The organism is Blautia sp. An46 (assembly GCF_002161645.1).
GTDB classification, from domain to species: Bacteria; Bacillota; Clostridia; order Lachnospirales; family Lachnospiraceae; genus Blautia; species Blautia ornithocaccae.
In genome coordinates, this window is the sequence record NZ_NFIF01000009.1 from 38,335 (window position 1) to 60,456 (window position 22,122).

Sequence of the window (22,122 nt, forward strand, 5' to 3'; positions counted from 1 at the left end):
ACAAAAAAAATACAAAACAGAAGAAAAAAAGCTTGCAATCTGGAAAAACTTCTATTATACTAACAAGTGCTGTGACATGATAGCTGTGAAGCGCGAGGTTGCTGCCTATGTGGCAGGTTTTCCGTGGAGCGAATGTCAAGTTAGGAAACTGACGACAAGTCACTGTATAACATCAAGAGACTTACCACGAATGAGTGGGAGTGTGTGCAGATTTGAGATGACACACACGGGAATGTGTACAGTCGCCGCTTGTCGTACTACAAAAAGTGCGAAAAGGAGGAGACTTTTTTTATGGCAAGTCAAGTAATGAGAATCATTTTAAAAGCTTACGACCATCAGTTAGTAGATGCGTCTGCAGGCAAAATCATCGAAACTGTTAAGAAGAATGGAGCAACTGTTAGCGGACCGGTTCCCCTTCCTACAAAGAAAGAGGTTGTAACAATCCTGCGTGCGGTTCACAAATACAAAGATTCCAGAGAACAGTTCGAGCAGAGGACTCATAAAAGACTGATCGATATCATCGCACCAACACAGAAAACAGTAGACGCTCTGGCAAGACTGGAGATGCCTGCAGGTGTGTACATTGATATCAAGATGAAACAGAAATAATTCTGTTTGATGAAGAGATTATCCTTACAAGGTTGATATAGAAATATATATCGACTGTTTGTCTAGGATGATTGCACAACACAGTGTAATCCGCTGTAGATTCACAGGAGGTAAAAAATGAAGAAAGCAATCTTAGCTACTAAAGTCGGAATGACTCAAATCTTCAACGAAGACGGAGTGTTAACTCCAGTAACTGTATTGCAGGCTGGTCCTTGTGTAGTAACACAGGTTAAGACCATGGACAATGACGGCTATGAAGCAGTACAGGTTGGCTTTGGCGACAAGAGAGAAAACCTTGTGAACAAGCCAATGAAAGGACACTTTGACAAAGCCGGAGTTTCCTGCAGAAGATATGTAAGAGAGTTAAAGCTGGAAGGCGAATACTCCTTAGGACAGGAAATCAAAGCTGACATCTTTGCTGCAGGCGACAAGATTGACGCTACTGCAATCAGCAAAGGTAAAGGATTCCAGGGTGCTATCAAGAGACATGGACAGTCCAGAGGACCTATGACTCACGGTTCTAAATACCATCGTCATGCAGGTTCCAACGGTGCTTGTTCTGATCCGTCCAAAGTATTCAAAGGAAAAGGAATGCCAGGACAGATGGGACATGTAAAAGTGACTGTACAGAACCTTGAGATCGTAAGAGTAGATGCTGAAAACAATCTGCTTCTGGTTAAAGGCGCTGTTCCAGGACCTAAGAAATCCTTAGTTACAATTAAAGAAACAGTGAAAGCCGGCAAATAAAGTTTTCGTTGGAAAGGAGGACCATACAAATGGCAAACGTATCTGTTTATAATATGGAAGGCAAAGAAGTTGGAACAATGGAATTAAACGATGCGGTGTTCGGTGTAGAAATCAACGACCACTTAGTACATTTAGCTGTTGTTCGCCAGCTTGCAAATAATCGTCAGGGTACACAGAAAGCAAAAACACGTTCTGAAGTATCTGGCGGCGGAAGAAAACCTTGGAGACAGAAAGGAACTGGTCATGCAAGACAGGGTTCAACAAGAGCTCCACAGTGGACAGGCGGCGGTGTAGTATTCGCACCAACACCAAGAGATTATTCTCAGAAAATGAATAAGAAAGAAAGAAGAGCTGCTCTGAAATCTGTTCTTACAAGCAGAGTACAGGAGAACAAGCTCATCGTTCTGGAAGATCTGAAGTTAGATGAAGTAAAGACAAAAGCAATGCAGAATGTTTTAAATAACCTGAACGTTTCTAAAGCAATGGTAGTACTGGCTGACAATGATCAGAACGTAGTATTATCTACAAGAAACATTCCGGATGTGATCACAGCATTACCAAGTACTATCAATGTATACGATGTACTGAAATACAATACTCTGATCCTGACAAAGGCTTCTGCAGCAGCAATTGAGGAGGTATACGCATAATGGCAAACGTACAGTATTATGATGTAATCCTGAAACCGATTGTAACAGAGAAGAGCATGGCAGCCATGGGCGAAAAGAAATATACTTTCTTAGTACACACAGAGGCTAACAAGACCATGATCAAAGAAGCTGTTGAAAAAATGTTCGAAGGAACAAAAGTAAAATCTGTCAACACCATGAACTTAGATGGTAAGACAAAGAGAAGAGGAATGACCTTCGGAAAAACAGCTAAGACAAAGAAAGCTATCGTAACTCTTACAGAGGATAGCAAAGATATTGAAATTTTTGAGGGATTATAATTCACGAACCTTAACGAGGCAGAGCCGAAGGCGACAGCCGAGTTTAGTTGAGCGAACATACCCGTACAAACTATGATGACAACTACAGCAGTCAAGAAAAAATAATCCGATATTTGGCTGCGGCAAAGAAACGCCAGGATATGTTGCAGACTGGCGAACATGAAAGGAGAGACAGTAATGGGAATTAAAACCTACAGCCCATATACACCTTCCAGAAGACACATGACAGGTTCTGATTTCAGTGAGATCACAACCTCAACTCCAGAGAAATCTCTGGTTGTGTCCTTAAAGAAAAATGCTGGACGTAATAATCAAGGTAAAATCACAGTAAGACACCGCGGAGGCGGAAACAGAACAAAATACAGAATCGTTGACTTCAAGAGAAGAAAAGACGATATCCCCGCAACAGTTAAGACTATCGAATACGATCCGAACAGAACAGCCAACATCGCTCTGATCGCATATGCAGACGGTGAGAAGGCTTACATCTTAGCTCCAGAAGGATTAAAGGTTGGCATGAAGATCATGAACGGCGAAAACGCTGAAGTAAGACCTGGAAACTGCCTGCCTCTGACAAATATCCCAGTTGGTACTATGGTACACAACATTGAACTGTATCCGGGCAAAGGCGGACAGCTGGTTCGTTCTGCTGGTAACGGAGCACAGTTAATGGCAAAAGAAGGAAAATATGCAACACTTCGTCTTCCATCAGGCGAAATGAGAATGGTTCCTTTAAACTGCCGCGCATCTATCGGCGTAGTAGGAAACGGCGAGCACAGCCTTATCAACATCGGTAAAGCAGGACGTAAACGTCACATGGGCATCAGACCTACCGTTCGTGGTTCTGTTATGAACCCCAACGATCATCCACATGGTGGTGGTGAAGGTAAGACCGGTATCGGACGCCCAGGTCCATGTACTCCATGGGGCAAACCGGCTCTTGGCTTGAAGACAAGAAAGAAAAACAAACAGTCTAACAAGTTAATTGTAAGAAGAAGAGATGGCAAAACATTAGCTAAATAATAGGAGGTAAGACAATGGCTCGTTCATTAAAAAAAGGACCGTTCGCAGATAAAAGCTTACTGAAAAAAGTAGACGCTATGAATGCTGCCGGCGATAAGACAGTTATTAAAACCTGGTCACGTCGTTCCACAATTTTCCCTTCCTTCGTTGGACATACAATCGCTGTTCATGACGGAAGAAAACATGTGCCGGTTTATATTACAGAAGATATGGTTGGCCACAAACTTGGTGAGTTTGTTGCTACAAGAACTTATAGAGGACACGGCAAAGACGAGAAAAAATCAGGTGTTCGTTAATATTTGAAAGGAGGCTTTTATCATGGCAAAAGGACATAGAAGTCAGATTAAAAGAGCAAGAAATGCTAATAAAGATACAAGACCCTCTGCAAAGTTATCCTACGCAAGAATGTCCGTACAGAAAGCTTGCTACGTACTGGATGTTATCCGTGGCAAAGACGTGCAGACTGCACTTGGTATCTTAACATACAATCCAAGATACGCTTCCAGCGTCATCAAAAAATTACTGGAATCAGCTATTGCAAATGCTGAGAACAACAATGGTATGAATCCGGAAAATCTTTACATTGCAGAATGCTACGCAAACAAAGCGCCTACAATGAAGAGAATCAAACCGAGAGCACAGGGCAGAGCTTACAGAATCTTAAAGAGAAACTGCCATATCACAGTTGTATTGGATGAAAGATAAGGAGGAATATCATGGGACAGAAGGTTAACCCACACGGGCTCAGAGTCGGCGTTATCAAAGACTGGGATTCCAAATGGTATGCTGAAGGCGATTTCGCTGACAACTTAGTGGAAGATTATAATATCAGAACATTTCTGAAAAAGAAATTATACAGCGCAGGTATCTCCAGAATCGAGATCGAAAGAGCATCTGACAGAGTAAAAGTTATTGTTTACACTGCTAAACCAGGTGTTGTTATCGGTAAAGGCGGTTCAGAGATCGAGAAAGTAAAAGCTGAATTACAGAAATTTACAGATAAAAAATTAGTTGTTGACATCAAAGAAGTAAAGAGACCGGATAAGGACGCTCAGTTGGTAGCAGAGAACATTGCTCTTCAGCTTGAGAACCGTATTTCCTTCCGTCGTGCTATGAAGTCTGCAATGTCCAGAACAATGAAAGCCGGCGCAAAGGGAATCAAAACCTCCGTATCCGGACGTCTGGGCGGCGCTGATATGGCTCGCACAGAGTTCTACAGCGAGGGAACCATTCCCCTTCAGACTTTAAGAGCAGATATCGACTATGGTTTCGCTGAAGCAGATACCACTTACGGCAAAGTTGGCGTTAAGACATGGGTCTACAATGGCGAAGTACTTCCAACAAAAGGAACTAAGGAAGGGAGCGATAAATAATTATGTTAATGCCAAAAAGAGTAAAACGTCGTAAACAATTCCGTGGCTCCATGAGAGGAAAAGCGTTAAGAGGAAATAAGATCAACTACGGTGAATTCGGTCTGGTTGCAACAGAGCCTTGCTGGATCAGATCCAACCAGATTGAGGCTGCCCGTGTTGCCATGACTCGTTATATCAAACGTGGCGGTAAAGTATGGATTAAAATTTTCCCAGATAAACCAGTAACAGCAAAACCAGCAGAAACACGTATGGGTTCCGGAAAAGGTGCCTTAGAATACTGGGTAGCAGTTGTAAAGCCAGGCAGAGTAATGTTTGAGATCGCAGGCGTTCCTGAGGAAACAGCTCGTGAGGCTCTGCGTCTTGCCATGCACAAGTTGCCAGTTAAATGTAAAATCGTTTCTCGTGCAGACTTAGAAGGCGGTGATAACAGTGAAAATTAAAAATTATGTAGAAGATTTAAGAACAAAATCAGCTGCAGAATTACAGGAAGAATTAGTAGCTGCTAAGAAGGAACTCTTTAACTTGAGATTTCAGAATGCAACAAATCAGCTGGACAACACAAGCAGAATTAAAGAAGTTCGCAAGAACATCGCTAGAATCCAGACTCTGATTGCTCAGAAGGCAAATGCGTAAGGAAGAAATTCCTATTAGATAGAAAGGAGCAGCATAATCGTGGAAAGAAATCTGAGAAAAACACGTGTTGGTAAAGTTGTCAGCAACAAGATGGACAAAACTATTGTAGTTGCTATCGAAGACCACGTAAAACATCCTCTTTACAAAAAGATCGTAAAGAGAACCTATAAATTAAAAGCACATGACGAAGAGAATACCTGCAACATCGGTGATACCGTAAAGGTTATGGAAACAAGACCTCTGTCCAAAGACAAGAGATGGAGACTTGTAGAAGTTGTAGAAAGAGTGAAATAATTGGTCTTCCAGTTATTGGAATATAGTTTGGAAATTCGTGAAGGAGGAATCCCAGCATGATTCAACAGGAAAGTAGACTTAGAGTCGCTGACAACACTGGCGCAAAAGAAATCCTCTGCATCCGTGTTATGGGCGGTTCTACTAGAAGATATGCCAATATCGGCGATGTTATCGTTGCTACGGTCAAAGATGCAACACCAGGCGGTGTTGTGAAAAAAGGTGACGTTGTAAAGGCAGTTGTTGTTCGTACTGTTAAAGGCGTTCGCCGTAAAGACGGCTCTTACATCAAATTTGATGAAAATGCAGCCGTTATCATCAAAGATGACAAGACACCAAGAGGAACCCGTATTTTTGGACCAGTAGCCAGAGAGCTTCGTGAGAAACAGTTTATGAAGATTGTTTCCTTAGCTCCAGAAGTATTATAGGAGGTAAGCCTGATGTTTAAGATTAAAAAAGGCGATACTGTTAAAGTTATCGCCGGCAAAGATAAAGACAAAGAAGGAAAAGTAATCTCTGTTAATCCGAAAAAAGGCGCTGTTCTGGTTGAAGGCGTAAACATGGTCACAAAACACACAAAACCATCCATGAGCAATCAGCAGGGCGGTATCGTAAACAAAGAAGCTTGGATCGATGCCTCCAATGTAATGGTTATGCATGAAGGTAAAGTTACCAGAATCGGCTTTAAAGTTGAGGATGGCAAGAAAGTGCGTGTGGCTAAGACTACAGGCAAAGTGATCGATTAATTGAGAGAGGAGGCCAACAAATGAGCAGACTTAAAGATATGTATAAAAATGAGATCGTAGATGCTATGATCAAAAAGTTTGGTTATAAAAATATCATGGAAGTGCCGAAACTCGATAAGATCGTTGTAAACATGGGTGTAGGCGAAGCAAAGGACAACGCAAAAGTTCTGGATGCAGCGGTTGCTGATATGGAGCTGATCACAGGCCAGAAGGCTGTGACAACAAAAGCGAAAAATTCCATTGCTAACTTCAAGATCCGTGAGGGTATGCCAATTGGTTGTAAAGTAACATTAAGAGGCGAGAAAATGTATGAGTTTGCAGATCGTCTCATCAACCTGGCACTGCCTCGTGTACGTGACTTCCGTGGTGTAAATCCTAACGCATTTGACGGAAGAGGAAATTATGCCCTTGGAATCAAAGAGCAGCTGATTTTCCCTGAAGTGGAATATGATAAAGTCGATAAAGTAAGAGGTATGGATGTTATTTTCGTAACCACTGCTAAAACAGACGAAGAAGCTCGTGAATTATTGACATTATTCAACATGCCATTTGCAAAGTAATTATAGGAGGGAAAATTCATGGCTAAAACAGCAATGAAAGTAAAACAGCAGCGTAAACAGAAATTCTCCACAAGAGAGTACAGCCGCTGCCGTATCTGTGGACGTCCACATGCATATTTAAGAAAATACGGTATCTGCCGTATCTGCTTCCGTGAGCTGGCATACAAAGGCCAGATCCCAGGAGTAAAAAAAGCAAGCTGGTAGGCCGAAAGCAACTTAGTGAAAGCAAGCCGAAAGGCGCAGCTTGAACTTAGTGCGAGGCCCTTCCCGAACCTTAGCGAAGCCGAGCCGAAGGCGAGAGATGAGCTTAGTTGAGGGAAGACACCCCGATAACTTTTAGCGAAGGCTGAATTTAGTGAGAGTGGTGTGCCGAACCGTTGCCAACACCCCTATACAGATGCAAGCCATCTGACAGTATAGTAATTAACATGAAAAGTCTAAATTAGGAGGAAACTATCATGACAATGAGCGATCCAATCGCAGATATGCTTACAAGAATCCGTAACGCGAACACTGCAAAACATGACACAGTAGATGTTCCATCATCTAAGATGAAACTTGCTATCGCAGATATTCTTTTAAAAGAAGGTTATATCGCAAAATATGACGTTCTGGAAGAAGGAAACTTTAAAACAATCCGTATCACTTTAAAATACGGTGCAGATAAAAACGAAAAGATCATTACAGGTCTGAAGAGAATTTCTAAACCAGGTCTGCGTATCTACGCCGGCAGCCAGGAAATTCCAAGAGTATTAGGAGGACTGGGAATTGCCATCCTTTCCACCAACCAGGGTGTGATCACAGACAAAGAAGCTAGAAAGCTCCACGTAGGCGGCGAAGTTCTGGCATTTGTTTGGTAATTTATCGAGATACTGAAAACAGAAGGGAACCATAATAGGCCCTTCCGAAAATCTAAGTAAGGAGGAAATTGGTATGTCACGTATTGGAAGACTGCCTGTAGCTGTTCCAGCTGGAGTAGAAGTAAAAGTAGCTGAGAACAATGTAGTGACTGTAAAAGGTCCTAAGGGAACACTTGAAAGAGCGTTACCTGTTGAAATGTCAATCAAAGTTGAAGATGGTCATGTTGTTGTAACAAGACCAAATGATTTAAAGAAAATGAAATCTTTACACGGTTTAACAAGAACCCTGATCCAGAACATGGTAATCGGTGTCAGCCAGGGATATGAAAAAACTCTGGAAGTAAACGGTGTAGGTTACAGAGCAGCAAAACAGGGTAAGAAATTAGTCCTGAACTTAGGATACTCTCATCCCGTTGAAATGGAAGATCCAGAAGGTCTGGAGTCCAAGGTAGACGGAAATAAGATCATCGTATCCGGTATCGATAAAGAAAGAGTCGGCCAGTATGCTGCTGAAATCAGAGATAAGAGAAAACCTGAACCTTACAAAGGTAAAGGTATTAAATATGCTGATGAAGTTATCAGACGTAAAGTTGGTAAGACTGGTAAGAAATAATTAAGGAGAGTGTAAAAATGGTTAGTAAAGTATCAAGAGCGAAAGTTCGCGCAAAAAAGCATAGAAGAATACGTAATCATCTCAGCGGCACCGCTGCTACACCTCGTTTAGCAGTATTCCGCAGCAATAATCATATGTATGCTCAAATTATTGACGATACAGTTGGAAAAACTCTGGTTTCTGCTTCTACAACTCAGAAAGATGTAAAAGCTGAATTAGAAAAAACCAATAACGTTGACGCCGCAGCATATTTAGGTACAGTTATTGCTAAGAGAGCAATCGAAGCTGGAATCAAAGAAGTTGTCTTTGACAGAGGCGGTTTTATATATCATGGAAAAATCAAAGCTTTAGCAGACGCAGCAAGAGAAGCTGGGTTAGAATTCTAATAAGGGAGGAAAAGAACACATGAAACGTTCTATTATTGATGCTAGTCAGCTTGAATTAGAAGAAAAAGTAGTATCAATCAAGCGTGTAACAAAGGTTGTTAAAGGTGGTCGTAACTTCCGTTTTTCAGCTTTAGTTGTTGTTGGTGACGGCAACGGACATGTTGGCGCTGGTTTAGGTAAAGCAGCTGAAATTCCTGAAGCGATCCGCAAAGGAAAAGAAGATGCTATGAAAAAATTGATTACTGTAGCAAGAGATGAAAACGGAAGTATTACCCATGACTTCGTAGGAAAATTCGGAAGCGCTCAGATGCTGATGAAGAAAGCTCCTGAAGGTACTGGTGTTATTGCCGGAGGTCCAGCTCGTGCGGTAATTGAACTTGCAGGTATTAAGAATATCCGTACAAAATGTATGGGTTCCCGTAACAAACAGAACGTTGTTCTGGCTACCATCGCAGGTTTAAGCCAGTTAAAGACTCCGGAAGAAGTTGCAAAACTTCGTGGAAAATCTGTAGACGAGATTTTTGCATAAGGAGGATTGAAAAATGGCAGATAAATTAAAAATCACTCTGGTGAAATCTACAATCGGTGCTGTTCCGAAACATAAAAAAACAGTAGAAGCTTTAGGTTTAAGAAAACTGAACAAAACAGTGGAAATGCCGGATAACGCAGCAGTGCGCGGAATGATCCAGCAGGTTAGACACTTAGTGAAAGTAGAAGAAATCTAAGATCAGCAGAAAAAGGAGGTGCCAACATGGATTTATCAAATTTAAGACCAGCAGAAGGCTCCAGACAGAGCGATAACTTCAGAAGAGGCCGTGGCCATGGTTCAGGAAACGGTAAGACAGCAGGTAAAGGCCATAAAGGACAGAAGGCTCGTTCCGGAGCTAAAAGACCAGGTTTCGAAGGCGGTCAGATGCCTTTATACAGAAGACTTCCAAAGAGAGGCTTCAAATGCAGAAACTCTAAGGAGATCATTGCAGTAAACGTTGATATTTTAAACAGATTTGAGGATGGAGCAGAGGTTACTCCAGCAGCTTTACTGGCTTCCGGCGCTATCTCTAAATTAGGAGACGGTGTAAAACTTCTGGGCAACGGTGAGTTAACAAAGAAGCTGAATGTAAAAGTTAATGCTGTAAGCGAAAGCGCTAAGGCAAAGATTGAAGCCGCAGGTGGAACAGTAGAGGTGATCTAATGCTGCAGACTCTTAAAAATGCCTTTAAGATAAAGGATGTAAGACGTCGAATTTTTTATGTACTGCTGATGCTGGTGATCATCCGTATAGGTTCCCAGCTTCCCATTCCGGGAGTAGACAGCGATTACTTTAAAGAATGGTTTGAGAGCCAGTCCAGTGATGCATTCAATTTTTTTGATGCATTCACTGGCGGTTCCTTTACCGAAATGTCCATATTTGCATTAAATATCACGCCGTACATTACTTCTTCCATTATTATCCAGCTTTTGACTATTGCAATTCCACAGTTAGAGGAAATGCATCGCGATGGTGAAGAGGGAAGGAAGAAACTTACAGCAATTACCCGTTATGTTACGGTAGGTCTGGCTCTTTTCCAGTCTGTTGCTATGACTGTAGGCTTCGGAAACAGAGGGCTGATTCCGGATATGACAGTGGTAAAAGGTATTGTGGTAGTAGCTTGCCTGACCGCAGGCTCCAGTATGCTGATGTGGATTGGTGAGCGGATTACTGAGAACGGTGTGGGTAATGGTATATCTATTGTCCTGATGATCAATATCGTATCCAGGATCCCCAATGATCTGGTTAGCCTGTTTCAGACCTTTGTACAGGGAAAAACCATTGCCAGAGGCGCTTTAGCGGCTTTGATCATTGCAGCGATCATTCTTCTTGTGGTAGTCCTGGTATTGATCCTGAACGGCGGTATCCGCAGAATTCCGGTACAGTATTCTAAGAAGATGGTTGGAAGAAAAGTTATGGGCGGACAGTCCAGCTCTATTCCGTTGAAAGTAAATACTGCCGGTGTTATTCCCATTATCTTTGCCTCTTCGCTGATGTCTTTCCCTGTGATCATCGCAAGTTTTCTGGGTAAGACAGATGGAACAGGCATTGGAAGCCAGATTATGAGAGGTTTGACTTCCAGCAACTGGTTTAACCCCAGTCAGCCAATATATTCCCTGGGACTGGTACTGTATATTGTACTGGTAATCTTTTTTGCTTATTTCTATACGTCTATTACTTTCAATCCCATGGAAGTAGCAGACAATATGAAAAAGCAGGGTGGCTTTGTCCCGGGTATCCGTCCCGGAAAACCAACCCAGGAATATCTGGAGAAAATCCTGAGTTACATTATCTTCATAGGTGCTGCGGGACTTGTTATCGTAGCGGTGATTCCTTTCTTCTTTAACGGAGTTTTCGGTGCCAATGTTTCCTTTGGCGGAACATCTCTCATCATTGTTGTAGGTGTTGTATTGGAAACATTGAAACAGATTGAATCACGTATGCTGGTGCGTAACTACAGAGGCTTTTTAAGTGAATAAGAGGGTTTGAAAAGATAAAACCCTATAGGAAAGAGACCGTCGCAGGAATGGCAGATTTTCAGTAACTGTAAAATCTTCAGTTTCTGTGGCTGTCTCTAAAATATTATATGGCGAAAAATCTGTAATTGGTGTATTATGATGTCAGGGCGCCTGACTGGCGCCGGCTAAAGCGGAGCTTTGGGAGCGTACTGCAGCCAAAATCCGCCACATTGTAGCAGAAAGGGGAAAAGGTATGAAGATTATCATGTTAGGCGCACCTGGTGCGGGAAAAGGCACACAGGCAAAGAAAATTGCCCAGAAATATGGAATTCCCCATATTTCTACCGGAGATATTTTCCGGGCAAACATCAAAAATGGGACAGAATTAGGAAAGAAAGCAAAAACTTATATGGATCAGGGACTTCTGGTTCCCGATGAGCTGACGGTGGATCTGGTAATTGACAGAGTAAACCAGGAAGACTGTAAAAACGGATATATCCTGGACGGATTTCCAAGAACAATCCCCCAGGCAGAGAGCCTGGATGCAGCCCTTGCAAAGATGGGACAGAAAGTAGATTATGCTATCAACGTTGAAGTTCCTGATGAGAACATTATTAACCGTATGTCAGGCAGAAGAGCCTGTGTAGGCTGCGGAGCTACTTATCATATTAAGTATAATCCTCCAAAGACAGAGGATGTCTGCGATGCATGCGGCGAGAAGCTGATTTTAAGAGATGATGATAAGCCGGAAACTGTTCAGAAGCGCCTTGGCGTATATCATGACCAGACCCAGCCTCTTATCGATTACTACGGAAAAGCCGGAGTGCTCAAAGAAGTTGACGGTACTGTTGACATGGAGGACGTGTTCCAGGCTATCGTGGATATATTAGGAGCGTAATAAACATGTCAGTAACAATAAAAACTGCCAGAGAGATTGAACTTATGAGAGAGGCAGGCAGACTTCTGGAAAAAGTACATGATGAACTGGCCGATTTTGTCAAACCGGGAATCAGTACTCTGGATATTGACAGGTTCGGAGAAAAGCTTATCAGGAGCCTGGGCTGTACTCCCAATTTTTTAAACTACAATGGCTATCCGGCTTCTATCTGTGTGTCGGTAAACGATGAAGTGGTCCATGGTATTCCCAAAAAGAACAGGATCCTTCAGGAGGGAGATATCGTCAGTCTGGATGCAGGACTGATTTATAAAGGGTATCATTCAGATGCAGCCAGAACTCATGCTGTGGGGAAAATTTCCCCGGAGGCTCAGCAGCTGATCAATGTGACAAGGGAGAGCTTCTTTGAAGGAATCAAATATGCCAAAGCAGGAAACCATCTTCATGATATATCTGCTGCTATCGGCAATTACGCTGGGCAATTCGGATATGGAGTAGTACGGGACCTGGTAGGACACGGTATCGGTACCCATCTTCATGAAGATCCGCAGATTCCCAATTTTCCTCAGAAGAGAAGGGGAATTCGATTGATCCCCGGTATGACTTTGGCTATCGAACCTATGATCAATCAGGGAAGAGCCGATGTGGAATGGCTGGATGATGACTGGACAGTGGTAACCCAGGACGGTTCTCTGTCTGCCCATTACGAAAATACCATTCTGATCACAGAGGACGAGCCGGAAATCCTCACTCTTTCCAGATAGAAGGAGAAACTATGAGAGACTTTAAAACGGGGATGCTGGCTGTATCCAAGGCCGGACATGATAAAGGCAGATTATATGTGGTGATAAAAGCTGACCAGGAATATGTATATCTTGCAGACGGAAAGAACCGCAGTGTCTGCCAGCCTAAGAAAAAGAAACAGAAACACATTCAGATCAATTATCATATTCCCATGGTTCTTGCAAAGGCCCTGGAAACAGAACAGGAACTTAAAGATGAACAGATAAAAAAAGCCATTAAAGACTATAAAAATCAACAGGAGGTTTAAGTTTTATGTCAAAGGCAGATGTTATTGAAGTAGAAGGAACGGTAGTTGAAAAATTGCCAAACGCCATGTTTAAAGTAGAACTGGAAAATAAACATGTGATCCTGGCTCATATCAGCGGAAAGTTAAGGATGAACTTCATCCGTATCCTTCCGGGAGACAAAGTTACCATTGAAATGTCACCTTACGATCTGAGCAAGGGAAGGATCATCTGGAGAGATAAATAAATTGCAGACACCCTGTAAGAAGCAGTTTCAGTCCGCTTCACACAGGGTGTTTTCAATTCTTCTTTTAGCCTGAAAAGCTGCAAAAATTAAAAATTCATAAAAAAGTTCTTGCATTCTTGTCATAGAGGTGTTATTATATCAAATGTACTTTTATGCTCAGAAAGGAGGAAGAACAGTGAAGGTAAGATCATCTGTAAAACCAATTTGCGAAAAGTGCAAGGTTATCAAAAGAAAGGGAAGCATCAGAATTATCTGTGAAAACCCAAAACACAAACAGCGTCAGGGCTAATTTTTGAAGACTGAATAATGACAAAGATTAGTTACTGACGATTTGTTTGTGTTAATTTTAGTGCGGCTGCAGTATGAACCGCCAGGAGGCGTTGTTCATGCTGATCAAATATAGTAATATTAGTATGATACACAAGGTATCATCTCCTGTGGCTGTCTGTACCGAGAGGACAGCGGAAGAATATTGCTTAATACCGGTATACGCCAATACCGGAAAGGCTGCGTAAAATTATAAAAGGAAGGCAGAACTTTCCTTTCAGCGGCTGGACGCATAGAACCCCGTCAATTTTATGTGTCTCAATTAGGAACAATATTAACAGAAAATGGAGGAAAAAATACATGGCTCGTATAGCTGGTGTAGACTTACCAAGAGAAAAACGTATTGAGATCGGTCTGACATATATCTACGGAATCGGAAGAGCAAGTGCAGACCGTATCCTGGAAAAAGCAGGCGTAAATCCTGACACTCGTGTCAGAGATATCACTGACGAAGAAGTTGGAAAGATCCGTGATGCGATTGAAGAGTTAGAGATCCCGGTAGAAGGTGATCTGAGAAGAGAGATCGCTCTGAATATCAAGAGACTTCAGGAGATTGGATGCTACAGAGGTATCCGTCATCGTAAAGGACTTCCTGTTCGTGGACAGAAGACTAAGACAAATGCAAGAACAAGAAAAGGTCCTAAGAGAACAGTTGCTAACAAGAAGAAATAATAAGCGGACTGTTTGATTTAGAAATTTACCAAGAGTTTGAATATTAGAGAAAGTAGGTTAGTTTAGAAATGGCTAAAGTTACAAAAAAAGTGACAAAAAAGCGTGTTAAGAAAAACGTTGAACGCGGACAGGCACATATCCAGTCTTCTTTCAATAACACAATCGTTACATTGACAGATGCTGAGGGAAATGCTTTATCTTGGGCAAGTGCCGGTGGTCTGGGATTTAAAGGTTCAAGGAAATCTACTCCATATGCAGCTCAGATGGCTGCAGAAACAGCTGCAAAAGCAGCAATTGTTCATGGTCTGAAGACTGTTGACGTTTTTGTAAAAGGACCTGGTTCAGGAAGAGAAGCAGCAATCCGTGCACTGGCAGCATGCGGCATCGAAGTTACAAGCATTAAAGACGTAACACCGGTTCCTCACAATGGTTGCCGTCCACCAAAACGCAGAAGAGTCTAATTAGGAGGTCAAATAATCATGGCAGTAAATAGAGTACCAGTTCTGAAAAGATGCAGGTCCTTAGGTCTGGACCCGGTATATTTAGGAATAGATAAAAAATCTACCAGACAGTTAAAAAGATCAAACAGAAAAGTGTCTGAGTACGGACTTCAGTTAAAAGAAAAACAGAAAGCAAAATTCATCTATGGCGTTCTGGAAAAACCATTCCGCAACTACTATAAGAAAGCAGATCAGAAACCAGGACAGACAGGTGAAAACCTGATGGTTATGCTGGAAACACGTCTGGACAACGTGATCTTCCGTCTTGGATTCGCAAGAACAAGAAAAGAAGCAAGACAGATCGTTGACCACAAACACGTATTAGTAAACGGAAAACAGGTGAACATTCCTTCTTACCTGGTAAAGGCTGGAGATGTTATTGAAATCAAAGAGAAATGCAAAGGCTCTCAGAGATATAAAGATATTCTGGAAGTAACTGGCGGACGTCTTGTTCCGGCTTGGCTGGATGTTGACCAGGAAGCTCTGAAAGGTGAAGTGAAGGCGCTTCCTACAAGAGAAGAGATCGACGTACCTGTAAATGAAATGTTAATCGTCGAGTTGTACTCCAAATAATTAAGGATTATGCACGTAGCAAGGAGGGCTTTGCATGTTCGATTTTAATAAACCCAAAATTCAAATCACAGAGATGTCTGATGATAAGAGATATGGGAAATTTGTGGTAGAGCCGCTGGAAAGAGGATATGGCATTACACTGGGAAATTCTTTAAGAAGGATCATGCTTTCTTCTTTGCCGGGAGCTGCCGTAAGCCAGGTGAAAATTGATGGGGTTCTCCATGAATTCAGTTCTATTCCGGGAGTAAAGGAAGATGTGACGGAAATCGTCATGAACCTGAAGAATCTGGCAATTAAGAACTTAAGCGACAGCAATGAGCCGAAAACTGCTTATATTGAGTTTGAAGGCGAAGGTGTTGTTACCGGCGCTGATATCCAGGTTGACCAGGATCTTGAGATTCTGAATCCAGATCAGGTGATTGCAACCTTAAACGGCGGAGCAGACTGCAAATTTAATGCAGAGCTGACAATTACAAAAGGCCGTGGATATGTAAGTGCTGATAAAGGAAAAACAGACGACATGCCAATCGGCGTGATCGCAGTAGATGCGATCTACACTCCTGTAGAGCGTGTCAATATGTCTGTAGAAAATACCCGTGTAGGTCAGGTGACTGACTTTGATAAACTGACACTGGATATCTATACAAACGGAACACTGGATGCAGACGAGGCTGTAAGTCTTGCTGCGAAAGTGCTCAGCGAGCATTTAAGCCTCTTCGTCGATCTTTCTGAGAGTGCAAAGACTGCAGAAGTCATGATCGAGAAAGAAGACAATGAGAAAGAAAAAGTACTGGAGATGAACATTGATGAGCTGGAGCTTTCTGTTCGTTCCTATAACTGCTTAAAACGTGCTGGCATCAATACTGTTGAAGAGCTTTGCAACCGTACGCCGGAAGATATGATGAAGGTTCGTAATCTGGGCCGGAAGTCTCTGGAAGAAGTACTGGCGAAGCTGAAAGAATTAGGCTTACAGTTAAATCCAAGCGAAGAGTAAGCCATATAACATTATGGAAATAAAGCAATACGTCAGTAAGACCGATGAAAGCATGGCGTATTGTTCCACAAATGGAGGAAATCAAAAATGGCAAAGTATAGAAAATTAGGCAGAACATCTGATCAGAGAAAAGCATTACTCAGAAATCAGGTTACAAATCTGTTATACCATGGAAAAATTGTTACAACTGAGACAAGAGCCAAAGAAGTCCGCAAGATCGCTGAAGGCCTTATTGCTATGGCTGTTCGCGAAAAAGACAACTTTGAGACTGTTACAGTTACAGCAAAAGTTGCCCGCAAAGATGCTGAAGGCAAGAGAGTAAAAGAAGTTGTAGACGGCAAGAAAGTTACCGTATATGACGAAGTACAGAAAGAGATCAAGAAAGATGCTCCTTCCAGATTACATGCCAGAAGACAGATGCTGAAAGTCTTCTATCCTGTAACAGAAGTTCCTGCTGCAGCAGCTGGCAAAAAGAAAAACACAAAGAATGTAGACATGGTAGAGAAAATGTTTACAGAAATCGCTCCAAAATACGCTGACCGCAATGGTGGTTATACAAGAATCATCAAAATCGGTCCTCGTAAAGGCGATGCCGCAATGGAAGTTGTATTAGAGCTGGTATAAGCTTCTGTAATTTTCTGAGCGAGAAGAGCGGAAAGATATGGAAAAGAAGTTATCTCACTTAAAAGCGGGAGATAACTTCTTTTTTTTACCTTGTCTCATAATTGTAAAAGTAGTAAAATTAAGAATCAAAACTTCTGGAAAAGGTTAATAGTGACTGGAGGAAATTTATGGGCAAAAAAATGTTATTCATATTTAATCCCAGGTCAGGAAAGGGAAGTATCAAAACTCGTCTTATGGATATCCTGGATATTTTTGTAAAAGGAGGATATGAAGTTACGGTACATCCTACCCAGGCCTATATGGATGGATTTAAAATAGCAAGGAAAAAAGCGGGAGAATATGATATTGTAGTTGCCAGCGGCGGAGACGGCACATTAGATGAGATCGTTTCCGGTATGCTGCGGGTAGATTGCACTACGCCTGTAGGCTATATTCCTGCGGGCAGTACTAATGATTTTGCCAATAGTCTGCATATTTCCAAGAATATGCTCCAGGCAGCTACAGATATTGTGGAAGGAGTACCCCATGCTTTTGATGTGGGGAAATTTAATCAGGACTATTTTGTATATATTGCAGCTTTTGGCCTTTTCACGGACGTTTCTTATGAAACAAACCAGGATTTGAAAAATATCCTGGGCCATGCAGCATATATATTAGAAGGAACTCAGAGGATTTTTAATATTAAGTCTTATAAACTCCAGGTTATAAGTGAAGAAGTGAATCTGGAGGGGGAATTTATTTTCGGAATGGTGAGTAATTCCACTTCAGTGGGAGGATTTAAGAAACTCACAGGTCCAGATGTAATGCTGGATGACGGAGTATTTGAGGTTATGTTTATCCGAATGCCCAAAACACTTTTAGAGCTTAACGAGATTATTGCCTCTTTAGTAGGCGGAAATGATACAAAGATGATTGAGGCCTTTAAAACCTCTTCTCTGACCGTTATTGGGGAAGAGGAGATTCCCTGGACTCTTGACGGAGAGTACGGCGGGGAACATGACAGGGTAGAAATCCGGAATCTGAAGCATGCAGTGAAGATTATGCTGCCCGTAAATGACAAAGTACCGCTGATCAACAATGCAAATGAGATGGAGAATATAGAAGAGAAAGAGCAGGAAGAACAGAAGGAACAGGAAATAACCCCACAGTAAAAGAAACCTCTGAAGAAACACTGTCATATGATATAGAAATTGATAAATGATGGTGTATTATGAACTGGACTGCTTTTCTTAATGTAATCCTGTTGATTGCTGCACTGACCACAGATTCTTTTGTGGTCAGTTTTTCATATGGCGCTCAGAACGTGAAAATGTCCATGAAAATGATTTTGGTCATGAATCTTGTGATGAGTCTTCTTCTGGCTGGCGGAATCTGCACTGGGAGGGTTATGGAAGGTTTTTTTCCCAGGAACATTGCTATTGCTGCAGGTGCGCTGGTCCTTCTGGGAATGGGGGGATATAGAATATGGAAATTCTTACAGGGCAGGAGAAGCGGGGAGGAACAGGAGGTTCAGGAACTGGATTATTTCCAGGGAATTCTACTGGCCCTTATTCTTTCCCTGGACGGATTGGCGGCAGGCATCGGCACAGGACTGGTACAGGCTGAAGAGGGGCTCCTGATTCCCGGCGTTTTTCTTGGAGGTATTCTTATGATGGAGGCCGGATGGAGAGCAGGAAATCATTTTCGACATGTTTTTCGGAAAGATATTTCCTGGATAAGCGGCATCTGTCTGTTGATCCTTGGAGCGGGAACTTTATGTAAACTGTAAAAAACACTTGCATTTTCAGGGTTTTTGCGGTATCTTAGTAACAGTTTTAAAAAATTGTAAAAGAGGAAGGAGCCGGAGTATGGGCGAATATACCAATGTAACCGAGATATTTGGAGAAGATGTATTTAATGATTTCGTGATGCAGCAGCGTCTCCCGAAGAAAGTCTATAAGGAATTAAAGCAGACAATACTGGAGGGCAAGGAGCTGTCTCTGGAGATGGCAGACGTTATCGCCCATGAAATGAAAGAATGGGCCATTGAAAAAGGCGCTACTCACTATACCCACTGGTTTCAGCCTCTTACTGGCGTAACAGCAGAGAAACATGACGCCTTTATCACTGCACCTCAGCCAAATGGCAAGGTCCTTATGAGTTTTTCAGGAAAGGAACTGATAAAGGGAGAGCCAGATGCTTCTTCTTTTCCATCTGGAGGTCTGCGGGCTACTTTCGAGGCCAGAGGCTATACTGCCTGGGACTGCACTTCCCCGGCTTTTGTAAGACATGATGCGGCAGGAGCAACTCTCTGTATTCCTACAGCCTTTTGCTCCTACACAGGGGAGGCTCTGGACCAGAAGACCCCTCTTCTCCGCTCCATGCAGGCAGTAGGCACTCAGGCCCTTCGCTTGGTACGGCTTTTTGGCGATACTACTGCGAAAAGGGTGATTCCTTCTGTTGGGGCAGAACAGGAATATTTCCTGGTCAGCGAGAAGATGTTCAGCAGAAGAAAAGACCTGGTGTTTACAGGCAGGACTCTTTTTGGAGCCATGCCTCCTAAAGGGCAGGAGCTGGATGACCACTATCTGGGAACTATCCGCCAGAGAGTTTCTGCATATATGAAACATGTAAATGAGGAACTCTGGAAACTGGGAGTAACTTCCAAGACCCAGCATAACGAAGTGGCTCCTGCACAGCATGAACTGGCGCCGATCTATGCGGAAGCTAATGTAGAGGTAGACCACAACCAGATCATTATGCAGACATTGAAAAGAGTAGCATCTCAGCATGGCATGAAGTGTCTTCTTCATGAGAAACCTTTTGCAGGGGTAAATGGTTCAGGAAAGCATAATAACTGGTCTCTGACCACAGACACAGGAGTCAATCTTTTAGATCCGGGAAATACTCCTCATGAAAATATCCAGTTCCTTCTTATTTTAAGCTGCGTCCTCAAAGCTGTTGACAGACATGCAGATCTTCTGAGAGAGTCAGCTTCTGATGTAGGAAATGATCATCGTCTGGGGGCAAATGAGGCGCCGCCGGCCATCGTTTCTGTATTTTTGGGAGATCAGCTTACAGATGTAATGAACCAGCTGATCACAACCGGTATGGCAGACCACAGTATTGAAAGTGAAAAGCTGGAAACCGGAGTAAAATCCATTCCAGAGTTTATGAGAGATACTACAGACAGGAACAGAACCTCACCATTTGCCTTTACAGGAAATAAATTTGAGTTCCGTATGGTGGGTTCCAGAGACTCTATCGCTCCGGCAAACGTGGTGCTGAATACCATTGTTGCAGAAGCCTTTAAAGAGGCCTGCGATGAGCTGGAAAAGGCAGAAGACTTCAGCCTGGCTGTTCATGATCTGATCAAGAAAAACTTTACGGAGCACCAGAGGATCGTATTCAACGGAAACGGATATTCTCAGGAGTGGGTGGAAGAAGCTGAAAGAAGAGGCCTTCCCAACCTGACCTGCATGGTAGAGGCAGTAGATGTAATGACTTCAGATAAAGCAGTGGAGCTTTTCGAAAAGTTCGGAGTATTTACAAAAGCAGAATTGGAGTCCAGACAGGAGATTAAATACGAGACTTATTCCAAGGCAATCAATATTGAGGCAAAGACCATGATTGATATTGCTGGAAAACAGATTATTCCGGCAGTGATCAAATATACGAAGAATCTGGCAGACGCCATTAACTCTATTGTTTCTGCCGGTGTGCTGGATGTAGATGTGCAGACTGAACTTTTGCAGACCACATCCCGCCTTCTGAAAGAGACCAGAGACGCCCTGGAAAACCTTAAGACTGTATCTGAAAAAGCCCATGGAATGTCAGACGGCAGAGATAAGGCATATTTCTATCGCCGTCAGGTGATCCCAGCCATGGACGCCCTGAGAAAACCAGTTGATGAACTGGAAATGATCGTTGACAAAGAAGTCTGGCCAATGCCGTCCTACGGAGATCTTTTATTCGAAGTATAGGAACTTCAGAAAGTCCGGGGCTGCTGCATGAAACAAGATATCTGTTCAATGCGGCAGCCTTGTTTCTGTTATGGGCAAAATCAGGAGAAAGGAAAAAGATGGACCATACATTAGATTTTTTAAGAGAGCAACAGGTAGACAGAGAACTGATCCAGGAGGTAGAAGCCTTCAGGAGCCGTTATCCTGTAGAGGAGGAAGAAAAGAACAGAGTATCCCAGCCGGATATGCCTTTTTATGGAAGAGAAGTATTGGAAATGGGAATTGCTGCAGTGCTTCAGGGGGAGAATATTCTTCTCACAGGAGCCAAGGCCACAGGGAAAAATATCCTGGCAGAAAATCTGGCATGGATTTTTGGGCGGCCTGTCTATAATGTTTCTTTTCATGTGAATACAAACAGCGGAGATCTGATCGGAACAGACACTTTTGCGGACAACCGGGTACAGCTTCGAAAAGGCAGCATATACCGCTGCGCCCAGTATGGAGGCTTCGGCATCCTGGATGAGATCAATATGGCTAAGAACGATGCGGTTTCCGTACTCCATGCTGCACTGGACTACAGAAGGTGTATTGATGTGCCTGGATATGACCGGATTGATATGCACGAAGCTGCCCGGTTTATTGCTACCATGAATTATGGATATGCAGGTACGAAAGAGCTGAACGAAGCTCTGGTTTCCCGCTTCCTGGTCATTGACATGCCTGCCCAGGATGAAGAGACGCTGGAATTTATCCTGAAAAGGAAATTTCCAAAGATCAGGGAAAATGCTCTGAAACAGTGGATCGGCCTTTTTATGGACCTGCAGCTGAAAGCATATAACAGTGAGATCACCACCAAGGCCCTGGATCTGCGAGGGGTTATCGGAGCACTGAAGACAGTAGAAAAAGGATTGAAACCGGCTCTTGCAGTGAAAATGGGAGTAGTGAATAAATGCTTTGATATTTTTGAAAAAGAGATCGTACAGGATGTAGTGATGACCAGGATACCTGATTCCTGGACAGCCGGGGATGTATTTGAAGAATAGA

General features: G+C 42.7%; 37 protein-coding genes. All 37 read left to right on the forward strand.

What is annotated here, in order from left to right:
• The first annotated feature begins 291 nt into the window (after positions 1-291).
• The 37 genes from rpsJ to B5G00_RS09015 all read left to right on the forward strand — a co-directional run bounded on the left by rpsJ (position 292) and on the right by B5G00_RS09015 (position 22,121).
• A complete protein-coding gene (gene rpsJ, locus B5G00_RS08840; protein ID WP_087271645.1) occupies positions 292-609 on the forward strand; it encodes a 30S ribosomal protein S10 in 318 nt (105 codons plus the stop codon).
• A 117-nt stretch (positions 610-726) separates the two neighbouring features.
• The gene (gene rplC, locus B5G00_RS08845) at positions 727-1,356 is read left to right on the forward strand and encodes a 50S ribosomal protein L3 (RefSeq protein ID WP_087271648.1); all 630 of its coding nucleotides are present in this window, start codon (positions 727-729) and stop codon (positions 1,354-1,356) included.
• 29 nt (positions 1,357-1,385) lie between these two features.
• A complete protein-coding gene (gene rplD, locus B5G00_RS08850; RefSeq protein WP_087271651.1) occupies positions 1,386-2,006 on the forward strand; it encodes a 50S ribosomal protein L4 in 621 nt (206 codons plus the stop codon).
• A complete protein-coding gene (gene rplW, locus B5G00_RS08855) occupies positions 2,006-2,305 on the forward strand; it encodes a 50S ribosomal protein L23 (protein ID WP_087271654.1) in 300 nt (99 codons plus the stop codon). The genes rplD and rplW overlap by 1 nt, the downstream gene beginning before the upstream one ends.
• A gap of 177 nt (positions 2,306-2,482) precedes the next feature.
• Positions 2,483-3,328, forward strand: coding sequence for a 50S ribosomal protein L2 (gene rplB, locus B5G00_RS08860; protein WP_087271657.1), 846 nt, complete (start codon positions 2,483-2,485; stop codon positions 3,326-3,328).
• 14 nt (positions 3,329-3,342) lie between these two features.
• Positions 3,343-3,624 carry a 30S ribosomal protein S19 gene (gene rpsS / locus B5G00_RS08865; protein WP_087271660.1) on the forward strand — a complete coding sequence of 94 codons (282 nt, stop codon included), beginning with the start codon at positions 3,343-3,345 and terminating at the stop codon, positions 3,622-3,624.
• A gap of 22 nt (positions 3,625-3,646) precedes the next feature.
• A complete protein-coding gene (rplV, locus tag B5G00_RS08870) occupies positions 3,647-4,033 on the forward strand; it encodes a 50S ribosomal protein L22 (RefSeq protein WP_087271663.1) in 387 nt (128 codons plus the stop codon).
• Between the two features lie 11 nt (positions 4,034-4,044).
• Positions 4,045-4,701, forward strand: a complete 657-nt coding sequence (gene rpsC, locus B5G00_RS08875) for a 30S ribosomal protein S3 (protein WP_087271666.1) — start codon at positions 4,045-4,047, stop codon at positions 4,699-4,701.
• Between the two features lie 2 nt (positions 4,702-4,703).
• On the forward strand, positions 4,704-5,141 hold the full coding sequence (rplP, locus tag B5G00_RS08880) for a 50S ribosomal protein L16 (protein WP_087271669.1): 438 nt from the start codon (positions 4,704-4,706) through the stop codon (positions 5,139-5,141).
• Complete coding sequence (gene rpmC / locus B5G00_RS08885) at positions 5,131-5,334, forward strand: 50S ribosomal protein L29 (protein ID WP_087271671.1); 204 nt, start codon at positions 5,131-5,133, stop codon at positions 5,332-5,334. Before rplP ends, rpmC begins: the two co-directional genes overlap by 11 nt.
• Positions 5,335-5,373: 39 nt before the next feature.
• Positions 5,374-5,628 carry a 30S ribosomal protein S17 gene (rpsQ, locus tag B5G00_RS08890; protein ID WP_087271674.1) on the forward strand — a complete coding sequence of 85 codons (255 nt, stop codon included), beginning with the start codon at positions 5,374-5,376 and terminating at the stop codon, positions 5,626-5,628.
• A 56-nt stretch (positions 5,629-5,684) separates the two neighbouring features.
• Positions 5,685-6,053: a 50S ribosomal protein L14 gene (gene rplN, locus B5G00_RS08895; RefSeq protein WP_087271677.1), complete on the forward strand. Its 369-nt coding sequence runs from the start codon at positions 5,685-5,687 to the stop codon at positions 6,051-6,053.
• Between the two features lie 12 nt (positions 6,054-6,065).
• Positions 6,066-6,371, forward strand: coding sequence for a 50S ribosomal protein L24 (gene rplX / locus B5G00_RS08900; RefSeq protein ID WP_087271680.1), 306 nt, complete (start codon positions 6,066-6,068; stop codon positions 6,369-6,371).
• Positions 6,372-6,391: 20 nt separating this feature from the next.
• Positions 6,392-6,931: a 50S ribosomal protein L5 gene (rplE, locus tag B5G00_RS08905; protein WP_087271683.1), complete on the forward strand. Its 540-nt coding sequence runs from the start codon at positions 6,392-6,394 to the stop codon at positions 6,929-6,931.
• An 18-nt stretch (positions 6,932-6,949) separates the two neighbouring features.
• The gene (locus tag B5G00_RS08910; RefSeq protein ID WP_087271693.1) at positions 6,950-7,135 is read left to right on the forward strand and encodes a type Z 30S ribosomal protein S14; all 186 of its coding nucleotides are present in this window, start codon (positions 6,950-6,952) and stop codon (positions 7,133-7,135) included.
• Between the two features lie 254 nt (positions 7,136-7,389).
• Positions 7,390-7,791: a 30S ribosomal protein S8 gene (gene rpsH / locus B5G00_RS08915; protein ID WP_087271696.1), complete on the forward strand. Its 402-nt coding sequence runs from the start codon at positions 7,390-7,392 to the stop codon at positions 7,789-7,791.
• Between the two features lie 73 nt (positions 7,792-7,864).
• On the forward strand, positions 7,865-8,404 hold the full coding sequence (rplF, locus tag B5G00_RS08920; protein ID WP_087271699.1) for a 50S ribosomal protein L6: 540 nt from the start codon (positions 7,865-7,867) through the stop codon (positions 8,402-8,404).
• A 17-nt stretch (positions 8,405-8,421) separates the two neighbouring features.
• On the forward strand, positions 8,422-8,790 hold the full coding sequence (rplR, locus tag B5G00_RS08925) for a 50S ribosomal protein L18 (RefSeq protein WP_087271702.1): 369 nt from the start codon (positions 8,422-8,424) through the stop codon (positions 8,788-8,790).
• 19 nt (positions 8,791-8,809) lie between these two features.
• Positions 8,810-9,319 carry a 30S ribosomal protein S5 gene (gene rpsE, locus B5G00_RS08930; RefSeq protein ID WP_087271705.1) on the forward strand — a complete coding sequence of 170 codons (510 nt, stop codon included), beginning with the start codon at positions 8,810-8,812 and terminating at the stop codon, positions 9,317-9,319.
• 13 nt (positions 9,320-9,332) lie between these two features.
• Positions 9,333-9,515 (forward strand): 50S ribosomal protein L30, encoded by a 183-nt coding sequence (gene rpmD, locus B5G00_RS08935; protein ID WP_087271709.1) that lies wholly within the window; start codon positions 9,333-9,335, stop codon positions 9,513-9,515.
• Positions 9,516-9,541: 26 nt separating this feature from the next.
• Positions 9,542-9,982: a 50S ribosomal protein L15 gene (rplO, locus tag B5G00_RS08940; RefSeq protein WP_087271712.1), complete on the forward strand. Its 441-nt coding sequence runs from the start codon at positions 9,542-9,544 to the stop codon at positions 9,980-9,982.
• Positions 9,982-11,298: a preprotein translocase subunit SecY gene (gene secY / locus B5G00_RS08945; protein ID WP_087271716.1), complete on the forward strand. Its 1,317-nt coding sequence runs from the start codon at positions 9,982-9,984 to the stop codon at positions 11,296-11,298. Before rplO ends, secY begins: the two co-directional genes overlap by 1 nt.
• A 232-nt stretch (positions 11,299-11,530) precedes the next feature.
• Positions 11,531-12,175 carry an adenylate kinase gene (locus tag B5G00_RS08950; RefSeq protein WP_087271720.1) on the forward strand — a complete coding sequence of 215 codons (645 nt, stop codon included), beginning with the start codon at positions 11,531-11,533 and terminating at the stop codon, positions 12,173-12,175.
• 5 nt (positions 12,176-12,180) lie between these two features.
• Positions 12,181-12,936 (forward strand): type I methionyl aminopeptidase, encoded by a 756-nt coding sequence (gene map / locus B5G00_RS08955; RefSeq protein ID WP_087271723.1) that lies wholly within the window; start codon positions 12,181-12,183, stop codon positions 12,934-12,936.
• A gap of 11 nt (positions 12,937-12,947) precedes the next feature.
• Positions 12,948-13,223, forward strand: a complete 276-nt coding sequence (locus B5G00_RS08960; RefSeq protein WP_087271725.1) for a KOW domain-containing RNA-binding protein — start codon at positions 12,948-12,950, stop codon at positions 13,221-13,223.
• A gap of 5 nt (positions 13,224-13,228) precedes the next feature.
• Positions 13,229-13,447 (forward strand): translation initiation factor IF-1, encoded by a 219-nt coding sequence (infA, locus tag B5G00_RS08965; protein ID WP_087271728.1) that lies wholly within the window; start codon positions 13,229-13,231, stop codon positions 13,445-13,447.
• 175 nt (positions 13,448-13,622) lie between these two features.
• Positions 13,623-13,736 (forward strand): 50S ribosomal protein L36, encoded by a 114-nt coding sequence (gene rpmJ, locus B5G00_RS08970; protein WP_003022746.1) that lies wholly within the window; start codon positions 13,623-13,625, stop codon positions 13,734-13,736.
• Between the two features lie 97 nt (positions 13,737-13,833).
• Positions 13,834-13,962, forward strand: a complete 129-nt coding sequence (locus tag B5G00_RS19505) for a hypothetical protein (protein ID WP_275532368.1) — start codon at positions 13,834-13,836, stop codon at positions 13,960-13,962.
• 112 nt (positions 13,963-14,074) lie between these two features.
• Positions 14,075-14,446 carry a 30S ribosomal protein S13 gene (rpsM, locus tag B5G00_RS08975; protein ID WP_087271731.1) on the forward strand — a complete coding sequence of 124 codons (372 nt, stop codon included), beginning with the start codon at positions 14,075-14,077 and terminating at the stop codon, positions 14,444-14,446.
• Positions 14,447-14,514: 68 nt separating this feature from the next.
• Positions 14,515-14,907: a 30S ribosomal protein S11 gene (gene rpsK / locus B5G00_RS08980; protein ID WP_087271734.1), complete on the forward strand. Its 393-nt coding sequence runs from the start codon at positions 14,515-14,517 to the stop codon at positions 14,905-14,907.
• Positions 14,908-14,925: 18 nt separating this feature from the next.
• Positions 14,926-15,519 carry a 30S ribosomal protein S4 gene (rpsD, locus tag B5G00_RS08985; protein WP_087271737.1) on the forward strand — a complete coding sequence of 198 codons (594 nt, stop codon included), beginning with the start codon at positions 14,926-14,928 and terminating at the stop codon, positions 15,517-15,519.
• Positions 15,520-15,553: 34 nt separating this feature from the next.
• Positions 15,554-16,513: a DNA-directed RNA polymerase subunit alpha gene (locus B5G00_RS08990; RefSeq protein ID WP_087271740.1), complete on the forward strand. Its 960-nt coding sequence runs from the start codon at positions 15,554-15,556 to the stop codon at positions 16,511-16,513.
• 87 nt (positions 16,514-16,600) lie between these two features.
• Positions 16,601-17,137, forward strand: coding sequence for a 50S ribosomal protein L17 (gene rplQ / locus B5G00_RS08995; protein ID WP_087271743.1), 537 nt, complete (start codon positions 16,601-16,603; stop codon positions 17,135-17,137).
• 167 nt (positions 17,138-17,304) lie between these two features.
• Entirely contained in the window at positions 17,305-18,288 is a 984-nt protein-coding gene (locus B5G00_RS09000; RefSeq protein WP_087271746.1) for a diacylglycerol/lipid kinase family protein, read from the forward strand.
• Between the two features lie 59 nt (positions 18,289-18,347).
• The gene (locus tag B5G00_RS09005; protein ID WP_087271749.1) at positions 18,348-18,905 is read left to right on the forward strand and encodes a manganese efflux pump MntP; all 558 of its coding nucleotides are present in this window, start codon (positions 18,348-18,350) and stop codon (positions 18,903-18,905) included.
• Between the two features lie 79 nt (positions 18,906-18,984).
• Positions 18,985-21,099: a glutamine synthetase III family protein gene (locus B5G00_RS09010; RefSeq protein ID WP_087271753.1), complete on the forward strand. Its 2,115-nt coding sequence runs from the start codon at positions 18,985-18,987 to the stop codon at positions 21,097-21,099.
• A 98-nt stretch (positions 21,100-21,197) separates the two neighbouring features.
• Positions 21,198-22,121, forward strand: coding sequence for an AAA family ATPase (locus B5G00_RS09015; RefSeq protein ID WP_087271756.1), 924 nt, complete (start codon positions 21,198-21,200; stop codon positions 22,119-22,121).
• Position 22,122 lies beyond the last annotated feature (1 nt).